13 protein-coding genes are annotated in these 13412 nt (G+C 75.5%); 3 read left to right on the top strand and 10 right to left on the bottom strand.

All coding sequences use genetic code 11. The features are described from left to right. The 4 genes from ACSNOK_RS22180 to ACSNOK_RS22165 all read right to left on the bottom strand — a co-directional run. The coding region (locus ACSNOK_RS22180) for a D-glycero-alpha-D-manno-heptose-1,7-bisphosphate 7-phosphatase (protein WP_436782493.1) at positions 1-678 on the bottom strand (678 nt) is incomplete at its 3' end. Next, on the bottom strand, positions 675-1757 hold the full coding sequence (locus tag ACSNOK_RS22175; protein ID WP_436782492.1) for a glycosyltransferase family 2 protein: 1083 nt from the start codon (positions 1755-1757) through the stop codon (positions 675-677). The genes ACSNOK_RS22180 and ACSNOK_RS22175, both read right to left, overlap by 4 nt. Next, on the bottom strand, positions 1754-3409 hold the full coding sequence (locus ACSNOK_RS22170) for a carbamoyltransferase family protein (protein ID WP_436782491.1): 1656 nt from the start codon (positions 3407-3409) through the stop codon (positions 1754-1756). Before ACSNOK_RS22170 ends, ACSNOK_RS22175 begins: the two co-directional genes overlap by 4 nt. Before the next feature lie 57 nt (positions 3410-3466). Continuing rightward, entirely contained in the window at positions 3467-4441 is a 975-nt protein-coding gene (locus tag ACSNOK_RS22165) for a UDP-glucuronic acid decarboxylase family protein (RefSeq protein WP_436782490.1), read from the bottom strand. Positions 4442-4953: 512 nt separating this feature from the next. Here ACSNOK_RS22165 and ACSNOK_RS22160 point away from each other — a divergent pair. Further along, complete coding sequence (locus ACSNOK_RS22160; RefSeq protein WP_436782489.1) at positions 4954-7101, top strand: catalase; 2148 nt, start codon at positions 4954-4956, stop codon at positions 7099-7101. 17 nt (positions 7102-7118) lie between these two features. Further along, the gene (locus ACSNOK_RS22155; protein ID WP_436782488.1) at positions 7119-7775 is read left to right on the top strand and encodes an endonuclease; all 657 of its coding nucleotides are present in this window, start codon (positions 7119-7121) and stop codon (positions 7773-7775) included. A gap of 29 nt (positions 7776-7804) precedes the next feature. Here ACSNOK_RS22155 and ACSNOK_RS22150 read toward each other — a convergent pair whose 3' ends face one another. The 4 genes from ACSNOK_RS22150 to ACSNOK_RS22135 form a co-directional block, all read right to left on the bottom strand. Continuing rightward, the gene (locus tag ACSNOK_RS22150; RefSeq protein WP_436782487.1) at positions 7805-8866 is read right to left on the bottom strand and encodes an iron-containing redox enzyme family protein; all 1062 of its coding nucleotides are present in this window, start codon (positions 8864-8866) and stop codon (positions 7805-7807) included. A 113-nt stretch (positions 8867-8979) separates the two neighbouring features. Beyond that, a complete protein-coding gene (locus tag ACSNOK_RS22145; RefSeq protein ID WP_436782494.1) occupies positions 8980-9192 on the bottom strand; it encodes a CDGSH iron-sulfur domain-containing protein in 213 nt (70 codons plus the stop codon). A gap of 133 nt (positions 9193-9325) precedes the next feature. Next, positions 9326-10012, bottom strand: coding sequence for a HemK2/MTQ2 family protein methyltransferase (locus tag ACSNOK_RS22140; RefSeq protein WP_436782486.1), 687 nt, complete (start codon positions 10010-10012; stop codon positions 9326-9328). 47 nt (positions 10013-10059) lie between these two features. Further along, positions 10060-11025, bottom strand: coding sequence for an LLM class F420-dependent oxidoreductase (locus ACSNOK_RS22135; protein ID WP_436782485.1), 966 nt, complete (start codon positions 11023-11025; stop codon positions 10060-10062). A gap of 146 nt (positions 11026-11171) precedes the next feature. Between ACSNOK_RS22135 and ACSNOK_RS22130 the strand changes: the two genes are divergently transcribed. Further along, positions 11172-11345, top strand: coding sequence for a CsbD family protein (locus tag ACSNOK_RS22130; protein WP_436782484.1), 174 nt, complete (start codon positions 11172-11174; stop codon positions 11343-11345). A gap of 123 nt (positions 11346-11468) precedes the next feature. Here ACSNOK_RS22130 and ACSNOK_RS22125 read toward each other — a convergent pair whose 3' ends face one another. After that, complete coding sequence (locus tag ACSNOK_RS22125) at positions 11469-12944, bottom strand: aminotransferase class I/II-fold pyridoxal phosphate-dependent enzyme (protein ID WP_436782483.1); 1476 nt, start codon at positions 12942-12944, stop codon at positions 11469-11471. 103 nt (positions 12945-13047) lie between these two features. Further along, a partial coding sequence (locus ACSNOK_RS22120) for an ArsR/SmtB family transcription factor (RefSeq protein WP_436782482.1) occupies positions 13048-13412 on the bottom strand: 365 nt, incomplete at its 5' end.

Here is a 13412-nt window from a genome sequence, read left to right as displayed (position 1 = left end):
GACGCGGGCCCGGCCGGCCGGGGGCGCGCCGTTCGGGCCGTGGGCGGCCGGGCCCGCGTCGCCGGGCCGGCGACGCGCGGCGCCCGCCGGCCGGGCTCCGCTCGGGCGCCGACCCGTCGGGTCGGCGAAGCCGCCCCCCGCCGCGCCCGCGCCGCGCGCCAGCACGCCGCGTACCGCCGACGGCAGGTCCGGGGCCCAGCACCCGGCCCGCGCCACCTCCTCCAGCCGCGTCGCCCGGGTCGGGACGAGGACGCCGGAGGCGCCGGCCGCCGCCGCGGCCTCCATGTCGCTGCCGATGTCGCCGATGACGACGCAGTCCTCGGGGTCGACGCCCAGCGCGCGGGCGGCCGTGAGGACCAGCCCCGGGGCGGGCTTGCGGCACGGACAGCCGTCGTGCGGGCCGTGCGGGCAGACCGCCCACACGTCGAACCGGCCCAGCAGCCGCTCCACCCGCGCGTTCACCCGGTCCACCTGGGAGAGCGTCAGCAGACCGCGGGCCACCCCCGACTGGTTGCTGATCACCCCGAGGGGCACGCCCAGCCGCCGCAGCAGGGACACCGCCTGCCGGGCGCCCGGGGCCGGGACCACCCGGGCCGGGTCGCCGTTGTAGGGCACGTCGCGGACCAGCGTGCCGTCCCGGTCGAACAGCACGGCGGCCGGGAGCCGGCGGGCCGTCACGGCCGCACCCCCTTGCGCGGGGCGGTCCGTACCGTCACGGGGACGACGCGCGGGCCGTGCGCCGCCCGCGGCACCGGCCGGACGCCCCGGTGCCGCCAGGTGCCGCGCAGCCGGTGGCAGACCGCCAGCGGCGGGATGACCGCGCTGGTCGCCAGCATCGCCGCCACCTCGGGCGCGGTCCGGGGGCCCGGCGCGATCCGCGCCCAGGCGAACTCGGCCGTGCCCAGCGCCCAGCCGACGGCCGCCGCCGCGCCCGCGCCCGGGTGGCCGGACAGGGCGAGCGCCGCCGCCAGCGTCCCGGCCGCCGTCACCACCGCGTGCCCGCGCAGTCGTCCGCGCGGCGCGCCCGCACGCTCCCACCAGTCGGAGCCGTGCAGCCGCAGCATCAGCGCGTCGTCGGCGTTGCCCGCCTGGGTGCGCACGGACACCCAGGGGCCCGCCGGCCGTACCGGGTGCCGGGTGGTCCGGGTGCCGCGCTCCAGCCGCCGGCCGGTCGCCAGGACGCGCAGCGCCAGGTCGGCGTCCTCCCGGAAGGCGCGCGGGAAGCGCTCGTCGAAGCCGCCCACCGCGTCCAGGACGGCGGTGCGGTACGCCATGTCGGCCGTGGCCCACCGGGCGTCCGCCAGTCCGGCGGTGTTGCGCTCCCAGTCGGTGGGGCGCCGCCCGGACGGCAGCGGCACCTCGATGACGCCCTGCACGCCGGCCACGTCGGGACCGGCCCGCAGCAGGTCGCCCGCCAGGTCGTCGCGCCACGCGGGCCCCACCTGGACGTCGTCGTCGAGGAAGACCACCCAGGGGCTGTCCACCGCCCGCAGGCCGGTGTTGCGGGCGGCGGCCGGCCCCCGGCCGCCGGCGCTCAGCACCGACGCGCGGGGTCGCAGCGTCCCGAGGGCCGCCAGCGGCAGCGGCGGCCGGGCGTGCCGCGGGCCCCGGCGGTCGTCGACGACGACCACCTCGCGGGGCTCGGGGCCGGCCGACGACGCCAGCGCGTCGAGGCAGTCGGCGAGGCAGGGCCGCCCGAGGGTGGGGATCACCACCGCGTAGGAGAAGGAACTCGCGGTTCCGGGTGCGGAGTTCATGCCGACGCCCTCCCTCCGGCGTACGCCCCGCCGCGCCGGACCGCGTACGGCCCGATGGCGAGCAGGTCCACGGGCGCCGAGCCGAAGCACTCCAGCGCGTCGCGCGGGTCGTCGACCATCGGCCGGCCGGCCGTGTTCAGGCTGGTGTTGACGACGACGGGCAGTCCGGTCCGCCGCTCGAACTCGGCGAGCATGCGGGCCACCAGCGGCTCCCGCCGCGGTTCCACGGTCTGGATGCGGGCCGTGCCGTCCACGTGCACGACCGCCGGGATGCGGTCCCGCCACGGCCGGGCCACGCCGTGCACGAACAGCATGTACGGGCTGGGCAGCGGCCCTTCGAAGATCTCTGCGGCCCGGTCGGCGAGGACCATCGGCGCCACCGGCCGGAACTCCTCGCGCCCCTTGACGTGGTTGAGCCGCTCCAGGTTCTCGGCCCGGCCCGGGTGGGCCATCAGGGACCGGTGGCCGAGCGCCCGGGGGCCGTACTCGCTGCGGCCCTGGAACCAGGCGACGATCCCGTCCGCGGCCAGCGTCTCGGCCACCGCCGCCGCGATGTCCGGCGGACGCTCGTACGGCACCCGGGCCCGCTCCAGCCACTCGCGCAGCTCCTCGTCGGACCAGCCGCGGCCCAGGTCGGCGCCGTCCATGGGCGCGGTGGGCGCGCCGCCGTCCGCCGCGAGCTGGAGCGCGGCGCCCAGCGCGGTGCCCGCGTCGCCGGCGGCGGGCTGCACCCACACCCGGCGGAACGGGCCCTCCACGGCGATCCGGGAGTTGGCGACGCAGTTGAGGGCCACGCCGCCGGCCATGGCGAGCGACTCGGCGCCGGTGCGGCCGTGCAGCCAGCGCGCCAGGTCCAGGAGCAGCTCCTCCAGGCACTGCTGGGTACTGGCGGCGAGGTCGGCGTGGTCCTGCGTCCACTCCTGGCCGGGCGCGCGCGGCTCGGTGAGCGCCGCCCACGGCACCGCGCTCGCCCGGAACCCGCCGTCCTCCGTGGCGTGCAGGTACTTCCGCACCTCCGTCAGGAAGCGCGGCTTCCCGTACGCCGCGAGGGCCATCACCTTGTACTCGTCGCTGCTGCGCAGGAAGCCCAGGTGCTCGGTGAGCTCCTCGTAGACCAGGCCCAGGGACTGCGGCAGCCGCTGGGCGGCCAGCACCTCCAGGTCGCCGCCGGTGTAGCGGCCGGCCAGGTGGGAGGCACACTCGCCGCGCCCGTCGAGGACGAGGACCGCGCTGTCGGCGTGCGGCGCCGCGAGCCCGGCGGACGCGGCGTGCGCCACGTGGTGGGCGACGAACCGGACGCGCGCCGGGTCCAGGCCGGGCAGGGCGTCGGCGAGGAAGTTCGGCGCCTCGCGGGCGTAGGTCTGCCGCAGGTGGTCCCACGGGTCGTCCAGGCCCAGCTCGGCGGCGGGCAGGGCGAGCGCCGGGTCGTAGGAGTAGGCGACGGCGTCCAGGTCGCCGGGGCTCAGCCCGGCGTGCTCCAGGCACCACCGGGCGGAGAGCACCGGCAGTTCCCAGGCCGCGAACGGCACCGGCCGCTTGCCGTGCTTGCGCCGGGAGAACCGCTCCTCCTCGGCGGCGGCGACGATCCGCCCGTCGGCGACCAGCGCCGCGGCCGGGTCGTGGAAGAGGGCGTTGATACCGAGGATGCGCATGCCGTGCTCCGTCTCTCGTCGGGGTCCGGACGCCGGGACTTCGCGGGGGCCGGGGGGTTACGTGGAGGGGGCCGAGGGGGCCGTCCGCGCGAACCACTCCACGGTCCGCTTCAGGCCCTCCGCGCAGTCCACGCGGGGCGACCAGCCGAGGAGGCGGCGGGCCAGCGTGGTGTCGGGACGGCGCTTGCCGGGGTCGTCGACCGGCCGGTCGACGAACTCGATCACCGAGGCGGAGCCTGTCAAGTCCACGATGAAGCGCGCGAGTTCGAGGACGGTGGTCTCGTCCGTGCCGCCGATGTTGACCGGGCCCGGGTGGCCGCGGGCGGCGAGCGCCAGGATGCCGTCCACCGTGTCGTCGATATAGGTCAGGGACCGCGTCTGGCTGCCGTCGCCCGCCACCGTCAGCGGCTCCCCGTCCAGCGCCTGCCGGATGAAGTTGGGCACCGCCCGCCCGTCGTCGGCCCGCATCCGGGGGCCGTAGGTGTTGAAGAGGCGGACGATGGCGGTGTCCGTGCCGTGGGTGCGCCGGTAGGCGGCGACCAGGGCCTCGGCGTAGCGCTTGGACTCGTCGTAGACGCTGCGCGGGCCGATCGGGTTGACGTTGCCCCAGTAGTCCTCGCGCTGGGGGTGTTCGAGCGGGTCGCCGTACACCTCGGAGGTGGAGGTCAGCAGGAAGCGGGCGGCGTTGCGGCGGGCGAGCTCCAGGGCCGCCCGGGTGCCGTTGCTGCCCACCTCCATCGTCTGGATCGGCAGCCGCAGGTAGTCGACGGGCGAGGCCGGACACGCGAGGTGCAGGACCAGGTCCACCGGGCCGGGGACGGCGGCCAGGGCGGCCGGGTCCGACACGTCGGCGCGGACGAAGGAGAACCGCGGATCCCCTTCCAGATGGGCGATGTTGTCGCGCGATCCCGTGGCGAGGTTGTCCACGCAGCACACCTCGGTGCCCTCGGCCAGCAGCCGTTCGCACAGGTGGGATCCGACGAAACCCGCTCCTCCGGTGATCACCGCACGGGTCCAGCGTCGTTCGTCCATGATCTCACTCCTTCGCGTACGGGCACCGGATCCCGGTGCGGTACGGCCCTCCGGTACGGGACCGGTCGACGTCGTCCCGCTCGGGAGGGCTGCCGCGGCATCGGACCGTCCGGTGACCGGGGCCCGGGGACGACGCGGAATGGAGTTCTGCTTCTGCTCTGCGGCCGGCCGCGGAAGGGGCCGGCGGGGGGGCGGTCACCCGGCCCGGGGGTTCACCCGGGGCTCGCGGCCGTGACCCGCCGTAGCGAATGCGTCTCGGCAAGAAGCGTCGCACAGCCCCGCCGGTTGGGCCACTTGGGGCAGCTCCGGGGCGGGCGTGCACCCGTTGGCACCAGCCCGCCCCATCCGTTTCGGTTTGCCCGCCCGGGGCAGGCGGGTGAGCCTGAGGAGGTGATCGGCGCCGTACGGACGCCGGCCCTCCGGGCGGTCGCGTCGGCGGCGGGAACCGCGGCACGCGGGACGGCCCGGCCGACGGCCGCGGCGACGAGCCATCGACCAGGAAGGACGTGCGCGTGCCCGCTCAACCCGAGTCAGGCCGGACCGACGACCCGGCGGCGCAGGACGCCAAGGACCGACAGCTGGAGCGGTTCCGTGCCGCTCCCGCGCACGACGCGCTCACCACCGACCAGGGCGTGCGCGTCGACGACACCGACAACGCGCTGCGGGCCGGACGCCGCGGCCCCACACTGCTGGAGGACTTCCACAACCGGGAGAAGATCACCCACTTCGACCACGAGCGGATCCCGGAGCGCGTGGTGCACGCCCGGGGCGCCGGCGCCTACGGCTACTTCGAGCCGTACCAGTCGCTGAGCGAGTACACCTGCGCCGACTTCCTCGCCGAGGCCGGCCGCCGGACGCCCGTCTTCGTCCGCTTCTCGACGGTGCAGGGGCCGCGCGGCTCCGCCGACACCGTGCGGGACGTCCGCGGGTTCGCCACCAAGTTCTACACCCGCGAGGGCAACTACGACCTGGTCGGCAACAACATGCCGGTCTTCTTCATCCAGGACGCCATCAAGTTCCCGGACTTCGTGCACGCGGTGAAGATGGAGCCGCACAACGAAATCCCCACCGGCGCCTCGGCCCACGACACGTTCTGGGACTTCTGCTCGCTCCAGCCCGAATCCACCCACATGCTGATGTGGCTGATGTCGGACCGGGCCATCCCGCGCAGCTACCGGATGATGCAGGGCTTCGGCGTGCACACCTTCCGCTTCGTCACCGCGGACGGCCGGGGCACGTTCGTGAAGTTCCACTGGAAGCCCAAGCTGGGCGTCCACTCCTTGGTGTGGGACGAGACGCAGATCATCGCGGGCCGCGACCCCGACTTCAACCGCCGGGACCTCTGGGACTCCATCGAGGCCGGCGAGTACCCGGAGTGGGAGCTCGGCGTCCAGCTGGTGCCCGAGGAGAACGAGTTCGACTTCGACTTCGACCTCCTCGACGCCACGAAGATCATCCCGGAGGAGCAGGTGCCGGTCCGCCCGATCGGCCGCATGGTGCTCAACCGGAACCCGCAGAACTTCTTCGCCGAGACCGAGCAGGTCGCCTTCCACACGGCGAACGTCGTGCCCGGCATCGACTTCACCAACGACCCGCTGCTCCAGGGCCGGAACTTCTCCTACCTGGACACCCAGCTGATCCGGCTCGGCGGCCCCAACTTCAGCCAGCTGCCGGTCAACCGGCCGATCGCCGACGTCCACCACAACCACCGCGACGGCTACGGCCAGCAGGTCATCCACCCCGGGACCAACTACTTCCCGAACTCCCTCGGCGGCGGCTGCCCGGCGCACGCGGGCGCGGGCGGCGGGGCCGGCGTCTTCCGGCACTACGCCGAACGGGTGGACGGCGAGAAGATCCGGGTGCGCAGCGAGAGCTTCCAGGACCACTACAGCCAGGCGACGCTGTTCTGGAACAGCATGGCGGACTGGGAGAAGCGGCACATCGTCGAGGCGTTCCGCTTCGAGCTGGGCAAGGTCATGTCCATCGAGGTGCGCGAGCGGATGGTCGGGAACCTCGTCAACGTCGACGCGGACCTGGCCACCCTGGTGGCCGACGGCCTCGGCCTGCCCGCGCCGGCACCCGCCGGGAACGCCGGGAACGGGAACGCCGGAAAGCCGGCCACCGCCGCGTCCCCCGCCCTCAGCCAGGAGAACCTGATGGGCGAGGGCATCCGCACCCGCAAGATCGCCGTGCTCGTGGCGGACGGCACGGACGCCGGGCAGGTCGCCGCCGCCCGTGGCCGGCTGGTCGCGCACGGCGCGATCGTGGAGGTGCTCGCCGCCCGCGACGGCTCCGTCCGGGGCGCCGGGGGCGAAGTCCTCGACGTCGACCGGGCGATGCCCACCATGGCGTCCGTCCTCTACGACGCGGTGCTCGTGCCGGGCGGCCCGCAGGCGGTGCCGGTACTGGCCGCCGACCCCGCGGCCGTACGGTTCGTCGAGGAGGCGTACCGGCACGGCAAGCCGCTCGCGGTCTTCGGCGACGCCACCCGCCTGCTGACGGCGGCCCGGCTGCCCGAGGACGTCGTCCTCGGCGAATCGGCGCCCTCCTACGGCGTGTTCACCGGCGACGGCACCGCCTCGGTCGAGGACGTCGCCGACGCCTTCGCCGCCGCGATCGCGCTGCACCGCTTCCCGCGCCGCCCGGGCCTGCTCAACTGAGCCCGGAGGAGCGCACGGTGCACGCCGACGACGACCGGCGCACGGTACGGGCGCTGCTGGACGCGCACGGCCGCACCTACGCCGAGGAGGCGGGCATCCGGCTGCGGGACACCCCGCAGCCGCTGTACCGCCTCCTCGTCCTGGCCTGCCTGCTCAGCGCCCGGATCCGGGCGTCCGTCGCCGTGGCCACGGCCCGCGCCCTGGCCGACGCCGGCCTCAAGGACCCGCGCCGGATGGCCGGCGCGACCTGGCAGCGGCGCGTCGACGCGCTCGGCGCGGGCGGCTACCGCCGCTACGACGAGCGCACCGCCACCCAACTGGGCGACGGCGCGGAACTGCTGCTCGACCGGTACGGCGGCGACGTCCGCCGGATGCGCGCCGCCGCCGACGGTGACCCCGGCCGCCTCCCGGAGATCCTCCAGGAGGTCCCCGGCCTGGGCCCGGCCGGCGCGAGCATCTTCCTCCGCGAGGTCCAGGGCGTCTGGCCGGAACTCCTGCCCTACCTGGACGACAAGGCCCTCCAGGGCGCCGCCCGCCTCGGCCTCCCGCGCCGCCCCGACGCGCTCGCCCGGCTCGTCGACCCGGAGGAGACCCCGGCCCTGGCCGCCGCCCTCGTCCGCGCCGCGCTCGACCGGGCGGTGGTGGAGGACGTGCGGCGGCGGGCGGGGGAGTGAGGGGGGCGCGAGGTGCCGACGGCGCCAGGTCAGAGACGCGCGCCGTCCCTCAGCCGCTCCGGGCCGGCGCCCGCCGGAACGTCCGCTTCCGCCGGTCCGTCCAGGGGACGCCGCAGCGAGGACCGGCCCGCGCGCCACGCCTCCAGCACGTGGCGGTCGAACCGCCCCTCGATCCACTGCGTGGCGGTGACGCCGAACTCCACGTCCACCGCCAACTCCGGCTCCTGCCGCAGCAGTCCGCCGACGACGTCACGCCGCACCACTTGCTCGTGCACCGCGTCCGCCTCCACGTGCTCGGCGTAGAAACGGACGGCGGCGGGGCCCGCCCCCAGCCGTTCCATGGCCCGGACCAGTCGCCGGGAGCCCGGCGGCGAGGTGCACTCCAGCGTCGCGAAGTGGCCGACCAGGCAGCCGCGCAGGGCCCGGTGCAGGCCGAAGAGCGACATCAGGTTGCCGGTGGCCAGGGTGGCCGCCGGCACGGCGTCCACGTAGCGGCCGTACGTGTCGTCCAGGCCCAGGTCCCGCATCAGGTCCGCGAACAGCTTCGCGTGCACCCGGTCGGCGCGCCCCGCGCCGAACTCGTCGTACTCCACCGCCACCAGACCGGCCTTGGCCGGGCCCGTGAGGCGGGGGATGGCCCAGGCGTGCGGATCGGCTTCCTTCAGCTGGTAGACGGAGCGGTGGGCCGCGTACTCGCGCAGCTGCCACCACTCGCCGCTGTCGCGCAGGAAGTACGAGGCGCCGTCCGCGTCACCGTCGTCCGCCGGCTCCGTGACCAGCTCGGACAGGGCGGCGTCGACGCCCTCCCCGGGCGGCGCGTCGGCCCGCAGGGCCGCCAGGAAGGCGCTTTCGAGCACCGCCCGCAGCCGCAGGACGCGCGGGTCCCACTCCCAGGCGTCGGACACCCCCGGCAGGCCGCGGTAGTGCAGCTCGTAGCAGAGGTGGAGGGCCAGCTGGACGTCCTCGCCGTAGGGGTCGGCCGCCGCCACGGCGGGCGCGCCGGGCAGCGGGTCCATGCCGTCGCCCGGGTCGCGGCCGAAGAGTTCCAGGAGCGCGCCGGACAGTTCGCCGCGCGCGGCCGGACAGTGCATCGTGAGCCTCCGTTGTCCGCAGGGTTCGCGGGAGGAACGGTTACCCGGAGCCCGCCTCGTCAGGCCCGCCGATCCGGCCGGCCCCGTCACGTCCGCCGCTCCCGCCTGCCCCGTCATGTCCGGGGCCTGCGCCGACGGCGGTGACTGGTGTCGCACCAGGGGAACTCCTCGCTGCGCCGGCAGGTGCAGAGGGCCACCATCGGACGGTCGGAGCGCACGATCGAGCCGTCCTCCATCACCACCTCCACCGGACCCTCGACGAGGAACGGCCCGTTCGGCTCGCGGGAGACCCGGCGGGCCGGCCTCGGTGTCGGCGAGGGGGACAGGTCCTCCTGTGACGTGGGAGGTTCGGGCCACGGCGACGGGCCGGACGCCGCGCGCCCGGAACGCTCGGGTCCGGCACCGGCGGCCGGCGCGCGAACGCCGCCCGCCGGCTCGTCCCGGCCCGCCCGGCCCGGGTCAGCGCGTGTGCCGTCCACGGATCACCACCAGCTCCTCCTTGTCCTGCCCCGCCGCCAGCAGCCCGCGCTCCCGCAGCCAGCCGGCCCGGGCCCGCAGGACCGGCCCGAACGGCACCCACCTGCGGTCCACCACCTCGGCCTCCATACCGGCCCGCCGCAGCAGCTCCAGCGTCCGCTCCTCCCCGCTCAGCGCCGACTGCACCAGCAGCAGCACCCCGGCCGGCCGCAGCAGCGGCGGCGCCTCCGCGCACAGCTGGTCCAGGACCGCCCGGCCGTCGTCGCCCGCGTCCCAGGCGCGCGCGGGCCCCCGCCCCGGGAAGGTGCCGTCGGGGGAGGGGACGTACGGGGGGTTGGCGAGGACGAGGTCGAAGCGCCGGCCGGCGACCGGGGCGAGCAGATCGCCCCGCAGCACCTCCACACGGCACCCGGCGAGCAGCGCGTTCACCCGCGCCGTCCACACCGCCCGGACCGAGGCGTCGACCGCCGTCACCCGGACGCCGCGCCCCCGGCGGGCCGCCCTGACGGCCAGGGCGCCGGTGCCGGTCCCGACGTCGAGCACCCGGGCGCCGGCGGGCAGCGGCTCGCGTTCGAGCGCCTCGGCCAGCAGGAACGAGTCGTGCTGCGGCGCGTACACCCCGGGTGGCCGGACCAGCCGCAGCGGCCGGCGGGCGCGTGCCGTTCCCACGGGGGGCTCCGGGGCGGTACGCACGGTGCGCGGGGTTTCGGCGGCCGTCACAGTTCCCGCAGCGCGGGCAGCAGTTCGTCGGTCGACCATTTCAGAAACGACTCCTGGTGTCCGCCGCCGATCTGGACCAGCGCGATCTCCTCGAACCCGGCCTCGGCGTACGGCCGGACCGCCTCGACGAAGTCCTCCACCTTCGACCCGCAGGGGATGCTCTCCGCGATGTCGTCCTTGGTCACGAACTGTGTCGCGGCGGTGAACCCGCGGTCGTCCCGCAGCTCGGAGTTGACCTTCCAGCCCAGGCCGAACCAGCGGAACTGGTCGTGGGCCCGCTCGATCGCCGCGTCCCGGTCGGTGTCGTAGCAGACGGGCAGCTGTCCGACGCGCGGCTTCCCGGTGCCGCCGTGCCGGTCGAAGGCGTCCAGCAGCTCCTTCTTCGGCTCGGTGGCGATGACCAGGTCGGCCAGGTGCCCGGCCAGCCGGCACGACCGTTCGCCGGACACCGCGATGCCGATCGGCGGCGCGGTCTCCGGCAGGTCCCAGAGCTTGGCGTGCTCGACGTCGTAATGCGGCCCGTGATGGGTGAGGGTGCGGCCCTCGAAGAGGGCCCGGATGATGCCGGTCGCCTCCTCCAGCATCTCCAGCCGGACGTCGGGCGACGGCCAGCCGCCGCCCACCACGTGCTCGTTGAGGTTCTCACCCGACCCCAGCCCCAGCCGGAACCGGCCCTCCGACAGCAACTGCACGGTCGCCGCCTGCTGGGCCACCACGACCGGGTGGTACCGCGTCGTCGGGCAGGTCACATACGTCATCAGCGGGATCCGCGAGGTCGCCTGCGCCGCGGCGCCCAAGAGCGCCCAGGCGTTCGGGGAGTGGCCCTGGGAGGGGAGCCAGGGGAAGAAGTGGTCCGAGGTGACGGAGAAGTCGAAACCCGCCTTCTCGGCGCCCACCACGTGCTCGACCAGTTCCCTCGGCCCGGCCTGCTCGGTCATCATTGTGTAGCCGATGTGCACCATGCACCCCCGAGTGCCCTGAGCGCCGCGGGGGAAACCCGCGGTACCGGCCCGGAGCCGTTCGGCCGTACGGGAGGTGCGCGCGGCCCGCGGGCGCGCGACACTCGGCCGTGAGGGGGGTGGCACACTCCTCGGAAGGAAGGCGCGCGATGAGCGCCAAGGACAAGGCGAAGGCCAAGACCGAGCAGGCCAAGGGCCGGCTGAAGGAGGCCGCCGGGCGCGCGGCCGGCGACCGGCGGACGCAGGCCGAGGGCCGCACCGAGCGGGCCAAGGGAGACGTACGCGAGACGGCGGAGGACGTACGGCGCATCATGAAGAAGTGATCCGGAGGGCGGCGGACCGCCGCCCCCGCGGCGAGATCGTCACCGAGGTCCCGGACGCGCGGCGTCCGGGACCTTCGCGCGCCGGGCGTCCGGGATCTGCGCGCGGGCGGGGCCCGCCGGTCCTCAGGAGCCGGCCGTCTCCCGCACCACGCGGATGGTCCGCAGCTCCGGGTCGGCCGCGTCCGGCAGGTGCATGCCCGCCTCGACCCCGGTCCGCAGGTACTCAAGGACCGGCCCGGTGAGCCGCTCGCCGGGCAGGGCCGTGGGGATGCCCGGCGGGTACGGGGTCACCATCTCGGCGGCGATCCGGCCCTCGGCCCGGTCGTACGCGACGTCCTCGACGGGCCCGAAGTAGGCGTCCCGCGGCGGCAGGGCCTGCTCCATGCGCAGGTCGTCCGGCGACGGCACGGTGACGGCGGGCGCCGGCCGCAGCCTCGGGGCCTCCTCGGAGAGGTCGCGGAGCGCGTCGAGCAGGGTCTGGGCCGTCTTCTCGTCGTCGGCGTGGGTGAGCTGGGCGCTGATCCGCCGGTGGTCGACGAGGTGCAGGTCGATGTGGTGCCGGTCGCGCAGCCAGTCCGCCGCCCGGTAGCCCGTGGTGCCGAGCTCCGCCATGTCGATGATCACGGGCAGCGGGTCCAGGTCCGCCGCCAGGCCCGACCCCGTGAAGTCGGCCCGGTCGTTCACGTGCAGCCCGTCGATCCGCTCGATCCTCTTGCGCACCGAAGCCGCCAGTTCCAGCGTGCGGTCCAGCAGCTCTCGGCCGTGCAGCATCATCTGCCGCCGCCAGCCGTCGATCCCGGCCAGGATGAGGACGGACGGGCTGGTGGTGCCCAGCAGGTCGGCGCGGGACTTCAGGGCGGCCGGGTCGATCAGGTCGCCCTGGAGGTGGAACACCGAGCCCTGCTCCAGACCGCTGCCCATCTTGTGGATGCTGGTCACGCACACGTCGGCGCCGGCGTCCATCGCCCACGCCGGCAGGTCGGGGTGGAACGGGAGGTGGGCGCCCCACGCCTCGTCCACGATCAGCGGGCGCCCCCGCCGGTGGCACACCTCGGCGATGGCCGCCAGGTCCGCGCAGGACCCGTACGGCGTCGGGCTGGTGACCAGCGCGCCGCGCGCGTCCGGATGCTCCGCGAAGGCGCGTTCGAACGCCTCGGCCGACGGCGGATGCGCGAGATGGCGCTCCGCGTCCCACTGCGGCTCCACCCACACCGGGTGGATGCCGGCCAGGATCAGCCCGGCGACCACGGACTTGTGCGCGTCCCGCCCCACCAGCAGCTCCTCGTGCGGGCTGGCGACGGCCAGCATCGCGGCCTTGACCGACAGCGAACTGCCGCAGGTGGTGAAGAACGTGTGCTCGGCGTGGACGGCGTCGGCCATCAGGGCCTCCGCCCGCTCCAGGATCCGTCCGCTGGTGCGCCGGTCGTCCAGGCCGCCGGAGGCCAGGACGTCCGAGCGGAACACGCCGTCGCCCAGCTCCCGCCGGGCGGCCGGATCGGCACCCCTGGCCTGTTTGTGACCGGGCGGGGTGAAGGGCAGCCGGCCGGCCTCGTGGTAGGCGGCGAGTGCTTCCAGGACAGGGGCCTGCGTGTGGTCCATCGGTTCCCTCCGGACGGCCGGCGACGTTCGCCAGGCGTGTGACCCCGATGCCCGCCGGGGAAACCCGGCCCGGCCGGACGACCGGCGCGGCCGCCCGCATCGGTCACCCGGACGGGGGCGTCCACTGGGCCACCAGCGCGAGCAGCCCGGGGAACCGGGCCTCCAGGTCCGCCACCCGCACCTGGCTGCGCCGCTCCAGACCGTACTGGCGCTGCCGGGTGACGCCGGCCTCGCGCAGCGCCTTGAAGTGGTGGGTCAGCGAGGACTTGGGCCGGTCGAGGCCGAACCAGCCGCACGGGTGGTCGAACGCCTCGGACTCCAGCAGCAACTTGCGGACGATGCGCAGCCGCAGCGGATCGCTCAGCGCGCCCAGCACGGTCTCCAGCCGCAGGTCCGCCACATCGGGCTCGGGCAGCGGGGCCGGCGCGTCGGCCGGCTCCGGGGGGACGGCGAAGACGGGGGCGGGGC

This window comes from Streptomyces sp. URMC 126, from assembly GCF_051386555.1.
GTDB lineage: Bacteria > Actinomycetota > Actinomycetes > Streptomycetales > Streptomycetaceae > Streptomyces.
Note: the sequence above shows the minus strand (reverse complement) of the source record. Positions and strands in the feature narration are given on the sequence as shown.